Raw genomic sequence first — 14,916 nt, forward strand, 5'->3', positions numbered from 1 at the left:
TTCCCGACGTGAGGACCATCATGAACATCTCCCCGACCCGCCCCGGTGGCGCGGCCCGCCCCGTGGCGCGCCGGCGCTCGGCCGCCGCGGCCTTCGCCGTCGCCCTGCTCACGGTCACGCTCTCGGCCTGCGCGCCCGACGACGCCCCGGACGTCGCGAGCGCCGGCGGCGGGAAGGGCGAGACGAGCCAGGCGGAGGACAGGACGTCGTACGAGGACATGACCGACGCCGAGCGCGACGACATGGCGCGGCAGTTCGCGAGCTGCATGCGCGACAACGGCGTCGACCTGCCCGACCCGGACACCGAGGGGGGACTGTCGGTCGCGGCAGGCACCGTCGAGGCGGGCAGCACGGACGAGATGGACGCGGCCTTCGACGCCTGCCGGGAGTTCATGCCGAACGGTGGCGAGCCCCTGAAGATGACGCCCGAGGACCTCGAGGCCCAGCGTGCGTTCGCCAAGTGCATGCGCGACCACGGCATGGACATGCCCGACCCCGACCCGAACGGCGGGATGACCGTGGCCGGGACGGTGGGAGACGACATGGAGGCCTTCGAGGCCGCGCTCGAGGCCTGCAACGAGTCCGGGTCCGGCGGCGGGCTCAGCGTGCACGAGAGCGTGCCCGGAGGCGACGAGTGAGCCGCCGGGGCGTGGTGCCCGGGGCACCGAGCCCGAAGCGCCGCCGCCGCGGGCTCGTGGTCGGCGGTGTCGTGGGCACCGCCGTGATCGGCGCGGGCGTCGTGCTGGCGCTGACGGGGTTCGGCCGCGGGGACGACCCGGCGCCCGCCGCGACCGGTCCCGAGGAGACCGCGACCGTGACCCGGCAGACCCTCGTGCAGCGTTCGACCGTCAAGGGCACGCTCGGCTACGGCGAGGCCGTCGCACGCGGGTACCAGGGTGCCGGCGGAGCCGAGGGCGGGGGCGGGGGGACGGTGACGTGGCTGCCGGGCGTGGGCGACGTCGTCGACCGTGGGGGAGTGCTCTTCAAGGTCGACGAACGCCCGACCGTGCTCCTGCTCGGCACGCTGCCCGTGTACCGCGAGCTCGGCACGGGCGCCGAGGGCGAGGACGTGCGTCAGCTCGAGGAGAACCTCAAGGCCCTCGGCTACACGGGCTTCACCGTGGACACGAAGTTCACGGAGTCGACCGCCCAGGCCGTCAAGAAGTGGCAGAAGGACCGCGGGGTCGAGAAGACGGGCGCGGTCGGCCCGTCCGACGTCCTCGTCGCCGAGGGGCCCGTGCGGGTCGACGCGCTCACCGCGCGCGTCGGCGAGGCCGCAGCCGCGGAGATCCTCACGACGACGGGGGTCGACCGGGCGATCTCGGTCGACCTCGACGTCGCCGACCGTGACCGGGCCGTCGAGGGCGGCACCGTGACGGTCGAGCTGCCGGGAGGTGCGACGACGGAAGCGGTGGTCTCCGCCGTCGGGAGCCCCGAGGTCGTCGAGGACCAGAGCGGCATGCCCGGGGCCTCCGACAAGACCACGGTCCCCGTGACCGTGACGCTCCCCGACGGGACCGACGCCGACGCGGGCTCCGTCAAGGTCACGTTCGTCGCGGCCGAGCGCCCCGACGTCCTGACCGTGCCCGTCGCGGCCCTCCTCGCGCTCGCCGAGGGCGGGTACGGGGTCGAGGTCGTCGAGGACGGCGCGACCCGGATCGTGGCCGTGGACACCGGGATGTTCGCCGACGGGAGCGTCGAGATCACGGGCGACGTGGCCGAGGGCGACGTCGTCGGGATGCCGTCGTGAGCGCGGTAGCCGTCGCGCGCGACGCCGTGGCCCACCCCGAGACCTGGGGTACCGCGACGGGGGCCCGCTCGCCGGGCACCGACCCCGGTGCGGGCGGCGGCCCCGTCGTGACCCTGCACGAGGTGTCGCGCGTCTTCCCGGGCGGGGTCGCCGCGCTGCGTGACGTCCACCTGGACGTCCACCGCGGCGAGCTGCTCGCGATCGTCGGACCGTCGGGCTCGGGGAAGTCGACCATGCTCAACGTCATCGGGACCCTCGACCGGCCTACGTCGGGCCGGGTCCTGATCGACGACTTCCTCGTCGAGGACCTCGACGACCGCGAGGTGTCCGCGCTGCGCGCGAGCCGCATCGGGTTCGTCTTCCAGCAGTTCCACCTGGCCGTCGGGGTCTGCGCCCTCGACAACGTGGCCGACGGCCTCCTGTACCGGGGGGTCGGACGACGCGAGCGACGCCGGCGGGCCGCCGAGGCCCTCGAACGCGTGGGCCTGGGACAGCGGCTCACGCACCGCCCGCACGAGCTGTCGGGCGGTGAGAAGCAGCGCGTCGCGATCGCGCGCGCCGTCGTCGGGGACCCGCCCCTGCTGCTCGCCGACGAACCCACGGGCGCGCTCGACACGGCCGCCGGGGCCGGCGTCATGGACGTGCTGCAGGGGCTCAACGCGGCCGGGACGACCGTCGTCATCATCACGCACGACCGCGAGCTCGCGGCCTCCCTGCCCCGGCAGGTCGCGATGCGCGACGGCGAGATCGTCGCGGACGGGACCCTGCCACCGGGCGGAGCGGGGACGGTCCTCGCGGACACCCCGGCGACCACGACCGACGAGGAGGCGCCGTGCTGACCACCCTGCGCCCCGCGCGCCTCGGGCCGCCCGACGTCCTGCGCGTCGGCGCGACCGGGCTGCGCACCCGACCACTGCGGGCCGTGCTCTCGGCGCTGGGCATCGCGATCGGCATCGCGGCGATGGTCGCGGTCGTCGGGATCTCCAGCTCGTCGCGGGCCGAGCTCGACCGGACCCTCACGGCTCTCGGGACGAACCTGCTGCGCGTCGCGCCCGGGACCGACCTGTTCGGCGAGGCCGCGACCCTGCCGCCCGAGGCGGTCGACATGGTGCGCCGCATCGCGCCCGTCGAGAACGCGACGTCGGTCGCCCAGCTCGACGCCAAGGCGTACCGCTCGGACCTGGTCCCGACGGGGGAGTCCGGCGGGATCGGCGTGTACGCGGCCGACCTCGACCTGCTCGAGTCCATCGGGGGCACCGTCGCGGACGGCGCCTGGCTCTCGGAGGCGACGGCGCGGTACCCGGCCGTCGTCCTGGGGCACACGACCGCGAAACGCCTGGGGATCACGACCCCGGACCCGGCGGTCACGGTGTGGATCGGCGGCGAGTGGTTCACGGTCGTGGGCATCCTCGACCCCGTGCCGCTCGCCCCCGAGATGGACCTCGGGGCGCTCGTGGGCCGTGAGGCCGCGGTGACCTCCCTGGACTGGGACGAGCTGCCGACCATGATCTACACGCGCACCCGCGAGGACGCCGTCGAGCAGGTCCGTGGCGTCCTCGGCGCCACGGCCAACCCGCAGGCGCCCAACGAGGTCGACGTCTCACGCCCCTCCGACGCGCTCGCGGCCCAGCAGGCCACCGACGAGGCGTTCACGGGGCTGCTCGTCGGGCTCGGGGCGGTCGCCCTGCTCGTGGGCGGGATCGGGGTCGCGAACACCATGGTCATCTCGGTCCTCGAACGACGCGCCGAGATCGGCCTGCGCCGCTCGCTCGGCGCGACCCGGGGGCAGATCCGGGGCCAGTTCCTCGTGGAGTCGCTGGTGCTCTCGCTCCTGGGCGGGGCTGCCGGGGTCCTCATCGGGGTCGGCATCACGGCCGGGTACGCCACGTCCCAGGAGTGGCCGGTCTCCGTCCCGCCCGTGGTCGTGGTGGGCGGGCTCGTCGCGACGCTCGGGATCGGCGCGGTCGCGGGCCTCTACCCTGCGGTGCGGGCGGCGCGGATGTCCCCCACGGAGGCGCTCACGGCGGTGTGACCCGGCCCGGGTTGTCAGAACGAGCGTGCACCAGAGGTCACGCTCGTTCTGACACCCCGGGTGTCCTTCAGCGTGGGACGGCGGCGCGGCGTCACCCCCGACGGCGTAGCGTGCGAGCCGCCGACGCCGCACCACCGGGCGCCGTCGGCCCGAGGCAGCCCGCCCCACCGGCCCGGCCGCCCGCACCACGACAGGGGAGACATGCGCGCGCGAGCCGACCGACACCTGACCGCGACCACGCTGGGGGCGGCGATCCTCGCCGTCGGGCTGGGGGCGTGCACTCCCGGGGAGCCCGAGGCCGCCGAGCCTCCGCGCGAGACCGCCACGGCCGAGGCGCCCCCGGCGGCCCCCGTCGAGCCCGCCGGGGCCGACGCGAACCCCTTCCTCGCGGGCGCGCCCCACGCCCACCCGGACATGCAGTCCGTGCACGCCGCCGCAGCGCTCCGGACGAGCGACCCAGACGCCGCCGCTGCGCTCGACGTCATCAGCGAGTCGGGCGCGTCCCTGTGGGTCGGGGACTGGTCGACGCCCGAGGAGGCCGAGGCCCTCGTGCGCGACTACGCGACCGCGGCCAACGAGGCCGGACGCACCGGCATCGTCACGGTCTACGCCATCCCGGCCCGCGACTGCGGGGCCTTCTCCGCGGGCGGCCTGACCCCCGAGGAGTACCCGGCCTTCGCACAGGCCGTCGCCGACGGGCTGCGCGGCACACGCACTGCCGTCGTGCTCGAACCCGACGCCCTGCCCGACCTCGGCGCGTGCCCCGAGCAGGGCGACCGCGCCAGGCTCCTGCGGGAGGCGACCGCGGCGCTCGCGGACGCGGGCGCGAGCGTCTACCTCGACGCCGGGAACTCGGCGTGGGTCGACGCCCCGACCATGGCCGACCGGCTGCGGCAGGCCGGGATCGACGACGCCCGCGGGTTCGCGACCAACGTCTCCAACTTCCGCACCACCGCCGACGAGCGCACGTACGCCGACCGTCTCGCCGCGCTCCTCGGCACGCACTACGTCATCGACACGTCGCGCAACGGCCTCGGACCCCTGGGCGACGGGCCGCTCGACTGGTGCAACCCCGCGGGTCGGGCGCTCGGCGAGAAGCCCGCCGCGGTCGACGACGGCAGCGCCCTCGACGCGTACCTCTGGGTCAAGGTCCCCGGCGAGTCCGACGGCGGGTGCGACCGCGGCGACCCGGCCGCCGGCACGTTCTGGCCCGAGTACGCGATCGGGCTCGTGGAGCGCGCGGGTTGGGACACTGCCGGGCCGGGACGCTAGGCTGTCGGGCGTCCCACCGGGCCCGATCCGTCGCGATCGCGCCCACGCGCCTGTAGCTCAGGGGATAGAGCACCGCTCTCCTAAAGCGGGTGTCGCCAGTTCGAATCTGGCCAGGCGCACCGAGCAGAACCGCAGGAGGCGCCCGCAGAGCGCTCTACCGGCGCGCACGACCTGTCAGCGCGGAGCGCGCGCCTCGTGGAGCGGTTCTGATCGAGGCGGGCGGGTGCCGGGTCGCCTGGTGATTCTGCAGCATCGGGCCAGGACCGCCCCGTCTCACCTCTCCTCGTGCCGCTCGACACGCGCCTCGGACGCCCGGTCCCGCGCCGCCACCACCCGGTCCGCGAACTCCTCGACCGCCGTGACGACCGCGTCGAACCGCACCGAGTGGAACAGGTCGAACCCGTGCTGCGCCCCGGGCAGCTCGGCGTACACGACAGGGCTGGTCGAGACCCCGCGCAGGTCCGCCACGAACCGCCGCGCGCCCTCGACGGGGACCAGGGTGTCCTGGTCCCCGTGCACCACGAGGAACGGGGGAGCGGCGGGGTGCAGATAGGCCCCCGGCGCCGTCTCGATGCCCGGGGCGCGCCCGCTCCCGTAGTACTCGCCGAAGTAGCCGTAGGGGCACACGGCCCCGACCACGGTGGTGTCGGCGTCCTCGAAGCCGGGCTGGAACCGCGGGTCGCGGGGCGTCAGTGCCACGAGCGACGCCAGGTGCGCTTCTGCCGAGCTGCCCGCCACGAGCACGCGGCGCGTGTCGGCCCCGTACGTGGCGCCGTGCGCCCGGACCCAGGCCAGCACCCGTTTGGCGTCGACCAGGTGCCCGGGGAAGTTCGTCGTCGGGCGCAGGCCGTAGTTCGCGCTCACGCACACCCACCCGCGGCTCGCGAGCCGCGAGAGCATCGCGCGGGCCTCGAGCTCCTTGCGCCCGCTCACGTACCCGCCGCCGTGGAAGTACACGAGGGTCGGCCCGTCGGCCGGGCGTGACCGGGGGCGGTACACGTCGAGCCGGTGCTCGCGACCCCGCGAGCCACGGCGGCCCCTGCCGGCTCCGCCGGCTCTGCCGTCGTCGCTGTCGCCGTACGCCAGGTCGGCAAGGCGCTCGACGTCGCGTCGTCGCACCGCGAACGGGGCCAGGAGGATCCGCGCCCAGGGCAGCCCGCGGTTCGTGACGGTGCCCGGTCCTGCGCGGAGCCCGTCGACCAGGGCGTGGTCGAGCGCGGGTGCCGCCCGCAGTCCGCGCCGGGCCACCAGGACCAGGCCGAGGGCGGTCAGCGCGGCCAGGGCGAGCGCCACGCGTCCTCCGGTCGTCTCGACGTCGCCGTCGGCGAGCGCGAGCGCCGTGACCGCGCCCAGGACGAGCAGCAGGATGAACGGTTGCTCGTTGACGAGGACGCTCATGCGGAAGGCGAGGCGGCCCAGGCGCGGAGACCGGCGGGCCGGGCTGAGCGAGGCCGACGTGCAGCACGCGACGAGCAGCACGGGGACCAGATAGCCGATCGGCATGGTGGCTCCTTCGCTGCGCGTGGGCACGTCGTGCCCCTCGTCCCGGTCTACACCTGGGCGCTCGGGGGTGCCCGTCGGGCCGGCGGGCGCGAGGTGGAGCCGGTGGGCTGCGTGGCGGGCGAAGGTCGCTCACGACAGGAGCGAGAGGCGGCCTGGACGAACCTGGGCGGGGCCCGGGAATGCCGACCTCACGACGCGCGTCGCACCAGCGCATAAGTAGTTGAAAATCGAACCGAATTCTCGGTGCGGCGCCCCTGTGCTCGGATGCTCGACGTGGGATCGGGCCGTGGCGACGTTCCGTCGACCGCAATTTCTGTCGGCGTTTCCCGGCGCGGCTCCTCCAGGCACGGCGACCGGCCCGACCATGCGGGCCCCTGCGGGCCCGAGTGGGCCCCCGCGGGCCCTTGCGAGGGGCGGCGTGCCGCGAGCGGGAGCGGGGACGGGGTGGTGCCGGAACATCCGTCCCGTCAGCACGAATGGGCTCGACATGACTCCACGACCTGCCGCGCGGGCTTTCCGGAGAAGGCGTGCCACGTATTTCGAGCACGCCGTGACGAGGCTTTTCCGGTGTCTCGCCGAAATGGCCCGCGCGCACGCGCCGCCTGCCCGTTCCCGGTATTCGACGGCCCCTCGTCCATCTGCTGATCGGGACCTGTCCGCGGGACGCCCCACCGGCGGGTCCAGCCTTGCGGGCCCCTCTAGGCTGGAAGGGCTTCCGGGGATGGCCGGGGGCCATCGCCGGAAGGGCATCACGCATGAGCGACGTTCTGTACGACGACCGACGGACCGACTCGTCGAGCATCAAGGGGTTCCGGCACAGCAGGCAGTGGGTGTTCGGCACCATGCTGTTCTCCGCGCTGGTCAGCCTGACGGCCTCGTTCGTCCTGTCCTACGACGCGGTCCTGCTCGCGGCGAACCCGGCGGCCGAGCTCTCGTGCGACGTCAACGAGGTCCTGTCCTGCGGGGCCGTCGGGGTCGCGTGGCAGTCGTCGCTGTTCGGCTTCCCCAACGCCTTCCTGGGGCTGATCGCGGAGCCCGTGGTCATCACGATCGCGGTCGCGAGCCTCGGCGGGGTGCGGTTCCCGCGCTGGTTCATGTTCTCCGCGCAGGTCGTGTACACGCTGGGCCTGATCTTCGCCTACTGGCTCTTCTACCAGTCGATGTTCGTGATCGGTGCGCTGTGCCCCTGGTGCCTGCTGGTCACGCTCTCGACGACGCTCGTCTTCATGACGCTGCTGCACTGGAACATCATCGAGGACAACCTGTACCTGCCGGCCAGGGCGCAGGAGCGGGCGCTGTCGTTCGTCCGCTCGGACGCGGACGTGTTCCTGACGGCGACGTGGGTCGTCCTGATGATCGCAGGCGTCCTGCTGAAGCACGGGTCCAAGCTCTTCGGCTGACCACGGCGCCCGGCCGGTCTCGGGGGCATCCCCCTGCCCGACGGCGCAGCTCACCTCACGGCCACGCCTCGCCCGAGGCGTGGCCGTGCTGCGTCGGGGGCGCCTCGAGTGCGTGGGCGCGGCCCTGCGGGGGCGTCCATGAACAATCCGACACATCGAACTGGACGATCGTCCATCTCCGCGCTCTCGCGGCACATTTGACGAACGCGCGAAGACCTTGCACAATCATCTCTGACGGTGCGTATCGCCTGCCCCCTGCGCGGTGCGCACCGTCCTCACTCTTATCGACCCTCCTCGCGGTGCAACGGTGCGCGCGGGACGTCCAGGTGTCGACACCCTCTCCCTCACGCCTCACCGGTGTGCGCCCGGTGCGCCCGTGGCCCACCCGAAGTCACCGCCCCCGGCGTGCCGGTGCCGGTTCCGGTCGGGCGGGCGGTTAGCGTGCGAGAGTGAACGCAGCCGCCCGCAACTCATCAGCCCGCGAGACCGTGGCCGATCCCGCCCGGCCGCTCACCGACCAGGACGCGCACGACGGTGCCGTCCGAGGCTCGGCCTCGGCCACCGGGGGGTCCACGACGCTCGCGAGACCGACCCTCGTCGAGCCGCCGACCACGGCCGAGCTCGTCGAGGACGCCGTCCGGTCCTGGCGTGCCTCGCTCGTCGAGCTCGCAGGCGGGTCGTCGCTCGCCGACATCGGCCTGCTGGGCGACGCGGTCGTCGACCTCACCGCAGCGCACCCGTCGGGCGTGGCGCAGCTCTTCGCCGGGCGCCCGACCCGACTGTCCAACCTGTTCCGCGAGGGGGCATCGCTGCCCGCCGCGCGGCGCCGGGCACGCGCCGTGGTCGTCCGCTCGCAGGAGCACGCCCAGCGCTACGGGGTCGCCCCGACCTACCTCGCGATCGGCGTCACGACCTGGACCGAGGGCGAGCCCTCCCGCCTCCCGACCGACGACGTCGCCGCCCTCGCGCACGTCGCCGGGACCACGTACAGCCGGACCATCGACGGTGCCACCGGCCTGCCCGCAGGCCCCACCGCAGGGGATCCGGGCGACCCGTCGCAGACCGCGACGACCCCGCCCACGGCGGGCGGCGCCGTCGGGCAGGGAGACGGGCCCGCGCGCGACGGCGCCGAAGGAACCGACGCCGAGCCCGCCCTGCCGCGCACCGTGCGTGCCCCCGTCCTGCTGCGCCCCCTCACGCTCACCCCGCGCGGCGACAGCGAGACCGACTACGACCTCACGCTCGAGCCGACCGTCGAGATCAACCCCGTCCTCGCGCGCACGCTGCGCGCCCACGGCGGGCTGATCGACCCCGTGACGCTCGCGCGCAGCGCCTTCACCCCCGCGGGGTTCGACCCCTCGGACGCCCTGGCCCGCATCACGGCCGTCGGCAAGGCCGTGCTGGGCGACTTCGAGCTCGCGCAGCGGGTCCTCGTCGGGACGTTCGTCCACCCCGGCCAGGTCCTCGTCGACGACCTCGACGAGCTCGCCTCGGGCCTCGAACGGCACGAGGTCGTCGCCGCCCTCGCCGGCTCCGAGGAAGCCGCGACCGCGCTCGCTCGCGAGCTCCCGGCGCCGCGCGTCGGCGACGCCGACCCGACCCAGGAACGGGGCGTGGGCGACCTCGACCCCGCGCAGCGCCACGTCATCGACGCGCTCGCGACCGGCAGCCACCTGTTCGTCGACGCGCCCCCCGGCGCAGACACCTCGGGGACCATCGCCGCGGTCGTCGCCGAGGCCGCGGCGAGCGGCCGCAGCATCCTCTACGTGCCCGGCCACCGCCGCTCCGCGGAGACGCTCGCGACCCGCCTCACCGCGCTCGGGCTCGACGGGCTGCTGCTCGACATCGCGCCCGAACCCACGTGGCGGACCACGGCCTCCCACCGTCTGCTCGGGGCCATGGCCGCCGAGGCGGAGACCGTCGACACCGACTCCGTCGCGCGGGTCCGCGACGGGCTCCTGGGTGCGCGCGCACAGCTCTCGGGCTACATCGAGTCCCTGCACCTGGTCCGCGAGCCCTGGGGCGTGTCCGCCTACGCGGCCCTCCAGGCCCTCGCCCGGCTCACCGCGCAGCGCCCGGCCCCCGGCACGACCGTCCGCCTGGGACCCGAGGTCACGATCCGCATCGGTCCCGAGCGCCGGGCCGAGCTCTCGGCCCGCCTCGTGCGCGCGGCCCAGGTCGGGGCCTTCACGCTCCGTTCGACGTCGACGCCCTGGTTCGGGGCCGACATCACGAGCGCCGAGAACGCGCAGGACGCACTGGTCCGGGTCGAACGGCTCTCCGGGCACACGCTGCCGCAGCTGCGCGACCAGGTGGCTTCCGTCGCGACGACCACGGGCCTCACGCCCGCCACGACCGTCCGGCAGTGGGGCGACCAGCTCCGCATGCTCGGCGGGATGCGCGGCACCCTCGACGCGTTCCAGCCCATGATCTTCGAACGCACCGCGACCGACCTCGTCGAGGCGACCGGCACGCGCGAGTGGCGGGCCGCGAACGGCATCGACATGGGCTGGGCCCACCGCCGACGCCTGCGCCGCCAGGCCAAGGACATGCTCCGTCCCGGTGTCCGCGTCCCCGACCTGCACGCGGCCCTCATCGAGGTCCAGGCGCAGCGTGCCGTCTGGCAGGCGCAGTGCCCGCGCGGCGGGTGGCCCACCCTCCCCGAGGGGCTCGCCGCGATCGAGGACACCTACGAGGCCGTCAGGATCGACCTCGAGTACCTCGACCCCGTCCTCGCGACGACCCCCGTGGGGTCGGACCTCCTCGACCTGCCGATCAGCGAGCTGGCGGCGCGCCTCGCGGCCCTCGGTGAGGACCAGGAAGCGCTCGAGAACCTGCCCGCGCGGACGTCCGCGCTGCGGACGCTGCGCGACGAGGGCCTCGGCGACCTGCTCGACGACCTCTCGGCGCGCCGCGTCGAGCCCGAGCTCGTGGGCCCCGAGCTCGACCTCGCCTGGTGGAGCTCGGTCTTCGAGCAGATCCTCGCGCAGGACCCTGCGCTCGCCGGGCAGGACGGGGCCGGTCTCGAAGCCCTGGCCGGTCGGTTCCGCGACCTCGACCGCACGCACGTCGCCGCGCTGTCCGCACCCGTGCGGCTCGCGGTGCGCGAGCACCTCGGCGCGGCCATGCGCGACCACCGCGCCGAGGCCGAGTCGCTGTTCACCGAGCTCCTCGAAGGGCGGATGACGAGCCTGCGCGACGCCCACGAGCGCTACCCCGAGGTGCTGCGGCGCCTGCGGCCGTGCGTCGTCGCGTCCCCGACCCTCGTGCCGCACCTGTTCACCCCGACCCGCACCGTCGACCTCGTGATCCTCGACGCCGCGCAGCACATCCCGGTCGAGCTCGTCCTGTCCTCGATCGCGCGCGGGCGTCAGGTCGTCGTGTTCGGCGACCCGCGGGCCGCCTCGGGCTCGACCGTCGGCGAGCTCGCCGCGATCCTGCCGACGGTCGCCCTGTCCGCGGGCGGCACGCGCCGCGACCCCTACCTCACGGCCTTCCTCGCCGCGCACGGCTACGAGGGCGTCCTGCGCCCCAGCCCGCTGCCTCGCGCGGAGCCGCTCGTCCACCTCGACCTGGTCGACGGCGCAGGCATGCCCGACCCGGCGTCGGGCGCGGTCGAGAGCACGCAGGCCGAGGTCGACCGCGTCGTGGAGATCGCGATCGAGCACGCCATGACACGACCCGAGGAGTCGCTCGCGATCGTCACGGTGAGCTCGGTGCACGCCGACCGGATCCGGGACGCGCTCCTCGGCGAGGTCCGGCAGAACCCGGCCCTGGCCGTCTTCTTCTCGGGCGCCCGGGCAGAGCCCGTCGTGGTCGCCGAGGTCTCGGGCGTCGCTGGTCTCAGCCGGGACACGATCGTCCTGTCGGTCGGCTACGGACGGACCCCGCACGGGCGCGTGCTGCACCGTTTCGGTGTGCTCAACGCGCCGGGCGGCGACGCGATGCTCCTCGACACCCTGGGCTCGACGCGCCGCCGTCTGCACGTCGTCACGTGCTTCACGGCGTCCGACCTCGACCCCGAGCGTCTGCGCGGGCACGGGGCCAAGCTCCTCGCGGAGGTTCTCGACCTCGCCGAGCAGCGCAACGGTCGTGCCGACCAGGTCACCCTGGGCAACGGCGTGGACGTGGGTGGCAACCCCGACCGGCTCGTGATCGACCTCGCGGAGCGCCTGTGGCGTGCGGGGCTCGTGGTCGAGACGGACTACGGCGTGGTCGGCGGGGACCGGATCCCGCTGGTCGTCGGTCACCCCGACATCCCGGGCGAGCTCCTGGTCGCGGTCCTGACCGACGACGACGCCTACGTCGCCGAGCGCAGCGTGCGCGTGCGTGACCGTCAGCTCGCCGAGCGGCTCGAGCGCACGGGCTGGGTCGTCGCGCAGGTGTGGTCCGCTGCGGCGTTCCTCGACCCCGCGAAGGAGGCCGAGCGCATCCGCCGGGTGGTCCAGGCCGTGCGCGACGCGCGGCTGCCCGAGCTCGGGGGGATCGCGCAGACGGGAGGCGGCGACCGCATCGTCGTCGTCCCCGTGGTCGCGGACGACGAGTTCGGGACGGACTGACGGGTCGCGCCGCGCAGCCGGGAGCGTGTCGGGACGCTGAGAGAATGGGTCCGTGACCCCCGTCGACAGTGCCCCCTCCTCCGACGACCCTGCGCCGGTCGACCCGACGACAGGTCGCCCTGACGATCCCGCCGCGCCCACGACACCGCGACCCGCGGCTGTCGGGCCGGCGCGCCGCCGGTCGCGCCGCGTCGTGCGCCCGGGGACCGAGCAGGCGGGAGTCGCGGGCCTGGGGTCCGACGACGACGCTGCGTCCTGGGGCGACGTCCGCCCGGGGGCGTCGACCGAGAGCCACGACGCCGAGCTCCTGCGCGACGTGCCGCCGCACTGGTCCTGAGGGACCGGCGGGGCTCGGAGGACGGCGCTGGACCTGCCCGGACCCTGCCCTCGGACCCCTCGGACCCCTCGGATTCGGGGGAGTCACCGATGGGCCGGCCGGGCGGGGTGTGTTTTACGCAACCCGCCAACAATTGTTGGCGATCACCGAAAGCGACACCCAACCCCCGGGGCGGGCGACGGTGCCGGGGTGATCGGAGGGCCGGGGTAGTGGTTCTCGCGCGGTCGCCGACCGACGTCGGCGAGGCGAACGGCGCCCCCGCCCGGCCACAGGGGAAGTGACGCTCGCCCGGCCCCGGAAGAAGACAGGGTCAGCGTTCGCCCGGACCGCCGAAGTCCGTGGATCGCGCGTTCTGCGCGGCGAGCAGGTCGCGGATCTCCTGGAGGACCAGGACGTCCTCGGCCGGGGCCGCGGGGGCGGCCTCCTCACCCTTCTTGCGCCGGGCTGCGAGGTGGTTCATGGGCAGCACGATAACGAAGTAGAGCGCGGCCGCGACGCACAGGAACGTGAAGAGCGCGTCGAGGACGAGGCCGAGGCTGAACGTCGCCTCGTTGATGGTGAACTTCCCGACGCCGGTGAGGTCCTGCTTGCCGAAGATCGCCGCGACGAGCGGGTTGATGAGCCCGTCGACGATCGACGTCACGACGAGCGTGAACGCTCCACCGATCACGACGCCGACCGCCAGGTCGATCGCGTTGCCGCGGAGCACGAAGTCCTTGAAGCCGTCGAGCACGTTCTTCACAAGAGGTTCCTTTCGAGAGGGCGCGGACCGGGCGCGCGCGGCAGTCTCGCGGCGGCGCCCGTCGCACGGGCGAGGTCCGGACGCGATCCTTCCATGCTCAGGGCACCAGGACCACGGACAGGCCACCCCACTCGCCGACGCCGGCGAGCGCTGCGGCCTCCTCCGGGAGCACGGCGACGAGCGTGACGCCGCCCTCCGGGGTGCTCCCACCGAGCAGGCCAGCGGTCGAGGCCGCTGCCGGGGCCCCGGCCACCACGAGGGCCCGCCGCGCGAGATGGCTGCCTGCGGCGTGGTCGCCGCCACCGGTGGCCGCGAGCAGGTCGACGTGGTCGCCGGGGTGCAGGAGCGCGGCCACGTCCGGGTCGGAGAGCCGCACGGGTGCCACGACGGTCCCGGGGGGCGCCATGGCCGCGAGGTCGCCCGCGGCGACGAGCGAGGGCGAGAGGGGCTGGCCGGCGGGCAGTGCGACCGAGGTGGTCCGCCCGACGGCGTCGCTCACCCTGGTCAACGACCCCTCCAGGGCGAGCACGGCAGCGACGGGCACGACCGTGACGTGCCCCTCGGTCAGCACGGTGCCGGCCTCGACCGCTCGCACCGTCACGACCACGGGACGCGTGGCCGGCGGGGGAGGGCTCAGTCGGTCGACCACGACCGCGACGACCAGGCCGCAGCCCAGGGCGAGCAGCACGAGGCGTGAGCGCCAGACGAGGGCGCGCAGGCGCCGTCGGGCGGTGGACGTGCGGTGACCCGGCGCGCGGGTGACGGCCGGTGCAGCAGGAACCATGCGCCGACGCTAGGCGCCTCGCGTGGACGGCCCGCGGCACGACGGGGCGACCTGTGGACAGGGCGCCTGGGGCGCCTACCTGTGGACGGCCCGGAGCGTGGTCAGCTCGCCGACGGCGTCGAGGACGCCGACGAGCTCGCCGAGCTCGACGACCCACCGCTCGACCCGCTGCTCGTCGACCCGGACGCCGAGCTGCTCGACGGGTCGGCGGACTTCGCGGGCGCCGCAGACGTCGTCGAGCCCGTGCTCGACGACTTCGAGGAGCGCGAGTCCGTGCGGTAGAAGCCCGAGCCCTTGAACGTCACCCCGACCGAGGAGAAGACCTTGCGCAGCCGGCCGCTGCACTCGGGGCACACGGTGAGCGCGTCGTCGGTGAACGCCTGGTGGATGTCGAAGGCGTGGCCGCAGGCAGTGCACGTGTACGCGTAGGTGGGCACGGTCTCTCCTCAAGAGGTCGCGGGGGAGTGCGGTCTTCACGAGCCGGGCGCGAGCCTGGTCCGTGGCGTCCGGCGTGCGCGTCGGGTCGACGGAAGGACA

The 14,916-nt window shown here is 74.6% G+C and carries 12 protein-coding genes, 1 tRNA gene and 1 pseudogene; 10 read left to right on the forward strand and 4 right to left on the reverse strand.

Annotated elements, in window-relative coordinates; genetic code table 11:
• The first annotated feature begins 20 nt into the window (after positions 1-20).
• The 6 genes from IE95_RS18520 to IE95_RS0101470 all read left to right on the forward strand — a co-directional run bounded on the left by IE95_RS18520 (position 21) and on the right by IE95_RS0101470 (position 5,173).
• Positions 21-638, forward strand: a complete 618-nt coding sequence (locus IE95_RS18520) for a hypothetical protein (RefSeq protein WP_051702561.1) — start codon at positions 21-23, stop codon at positions 636-638.
• Positions 635-1,750, forward strand: a complete 1,116-nt coding sequence (locus tag IE95_RS0101450) for a peptidoglycan-binding protein (RefSeq protein WP_206053277.1) — start codon at positions 635-637, stop codon at positions 1,748-1,750. Before IE95_RS18520 ends, IE95_RS0101450 begins: the two co-directional genes overlap by 4 nt.
• Positions 1,747-2,589, forward strand: coding sequence for an ABC transporter ATP-binding protein (locus tag IE95_RS0101455; protein WP_420819372.1), 843 nt, complete (start codon positions 1,747-1,749; stop codon positions 2,587-2,589). Before IE95_RS0101450 ends, IE95_RS0101455 begins: the two co-directional genes overlap by 4 nt.
• Positions 2,583-3,782, forward strand: a complete 1,200-nt coding sequence (locus IE95_RS0101460; RefSeq protein ID WP_030144191.1) for an ABC transporter permease — start codon at positions 2,583-2,585, stop codon at positions 3,780-3,782. The genes IE95_RS0101455 and IE95_RS0101460 overlap by 7 nt, the downstream gene beginning before the upstream one ends.
• A gap of 201 nt (positions 3,783-3,983) precedes the next feature.
• Positions 3,984-5,054: a glycoside hydrolase family 6 protein gene (locus IE95_RS0101465; RefSeq protein ID WP_051702563.1), complete on the forward strand. Its 1,071-nt coding sequence runs from the start codon at positions 3,984-3,986 to the stop codon at positions 5,052-5,054.
• Between the two features lie 46 nt (positions 5,055-5,100).
• Positions 5,101-5,173: transfer RNA gene (locus tag IE95_RS0101470), tRNA-Arg, on the forward strand.
• Positions 5,174-5,327: 154 nt separating this feature from the next.
• Here the strand turns inward: IE95_RS0101470 and IE95_RS0101475 are convergent.
• Positions 5,328-6,557 (reverse strand): alpha/beta hydrolase, encoded by a 1,230-nt coding sequence (locus IE95_RS0101475; protein WP_030144193.1) that lies wholly within the window; start codon positions 6,555-6,557, stop codon positions 5,328-5,330.
• Between the two features lie 755 nt (positions 6,558-7,312).
• Between IE95_RS0101475 and IE95_RS0101480 the strand changes: the two genes are divergently transcribed.
• The 3 genes from IE95_RS0101480 to IE95_RS0101490 all read left to right on the forward strand — a co-directional run bounded on the left by IE95_RS0101480 (position 7,313) and on the right by IE95_RS0101490 (position 12,853).
• Positions 7,313-7,957 carry a vitamin K epoxide reductase family protein gene (locus tag IE95_RS0101480; RefSeq protein ID WP_030144194.1) on the forward strand — a complete coding sequence of 215 codons (645 nt, stop codon included), beginning with the start codon at positions 7,313-7,315 and terminating at the stop codon, positions 7,955-7,957.
• A 449-nt stretch (positions 7,958-8,406) separates the two neighbouring features.
• On the forward strand, positions 8,407-12,516 hold the full coding sequence (locus IE95_RS0101485) for a hypothetical protein (RefSeq protein WP_030144195.1): 4,110 nt from the start codon (positions 8,407-8,409) through the stop codon (positions 12,514-12,516).
• A 52-nt stretch (positions 12,517-12,568) separates the two neighbouring features.
• The gene (locus IE95_RS0101490; RefSeq protein ID WP_030144196.1) at positions 12,569-12,853 is read left to right on the forward strand and encodes a hypothetical protein; all 285 of its coding nucleotides are present in this window, start codon (positions 12,569-12,571) and stop codon (positions 12,851-12,853) included.
• A 310-nt stretch (positions 12,854-13,163) separates the two neighbouring features.
• Here the strand turns inward: IE95_RS0101490 and mscL are convergent, their stop codons facing one another.
• Both mscL and IE95_RS0101500 read right to left on the reverse strand, forming a co-directional pair.
• Complete coding sequence (gene mscL, locus IE95_RS0101495; protein ID WP_240666202.1) at positions 13,164-13,595, reverse strand: large conductance mechanosensitive channel protein MscL; 432 nt, start codon at positions 13,593-13,595, stop codon at positions 13,164-13,166.
• A gap of 97 nt (positions 13,596-13,692) precedes the next feature.
• Entirely contained in the window at positions 13,693-14,379 is a 687-nt protein-coding gene (locus IE95_RS0101500) for an SAF domain-containing protein (protein ID WP_036570314.1), read from the reverse strand.
• A gap of 81 nt (positions 14,380-14,460) precedes the next feature.
• On the opposite strand from IE95_RS0101500, the gene IE95_RS21290 reads away from it, so the two are divergent.
• Positions 14,461-14,661: a hypothetical protein gene (locus tag IE95_RS21290; RefSeq protein WP_030144199.1), complete on the forward strand. Its 201-nt coding sequence runs from the start codon at positions 14,461-14,463 to the stop codon at positions 14,659-14,661.
• A gap of 62 nt (positions 14,662-14,723) precedes the next feature.
• Here IE95_RS21290 and IE95_RS21295 read toward each other — a convergent pair.
• Positions 14,724-14,816 (reverse strand): annotated as a pseudogene (locus tag IE95_RS21295) (FmdB family zinc ribbon protein); the annotation flags it as partial.
• Positions 14,817-14,916: the final 100 nt, after the last annotated feature.

This window comes from Oerskovia turbata, assembly GCF_000718325.1.
GTDB lineage: Bacteria > Actinomycetota > Actinomycetes > Actinomycetales > Cellulomonadaceae > Oerskovia > Oerskovia turbata.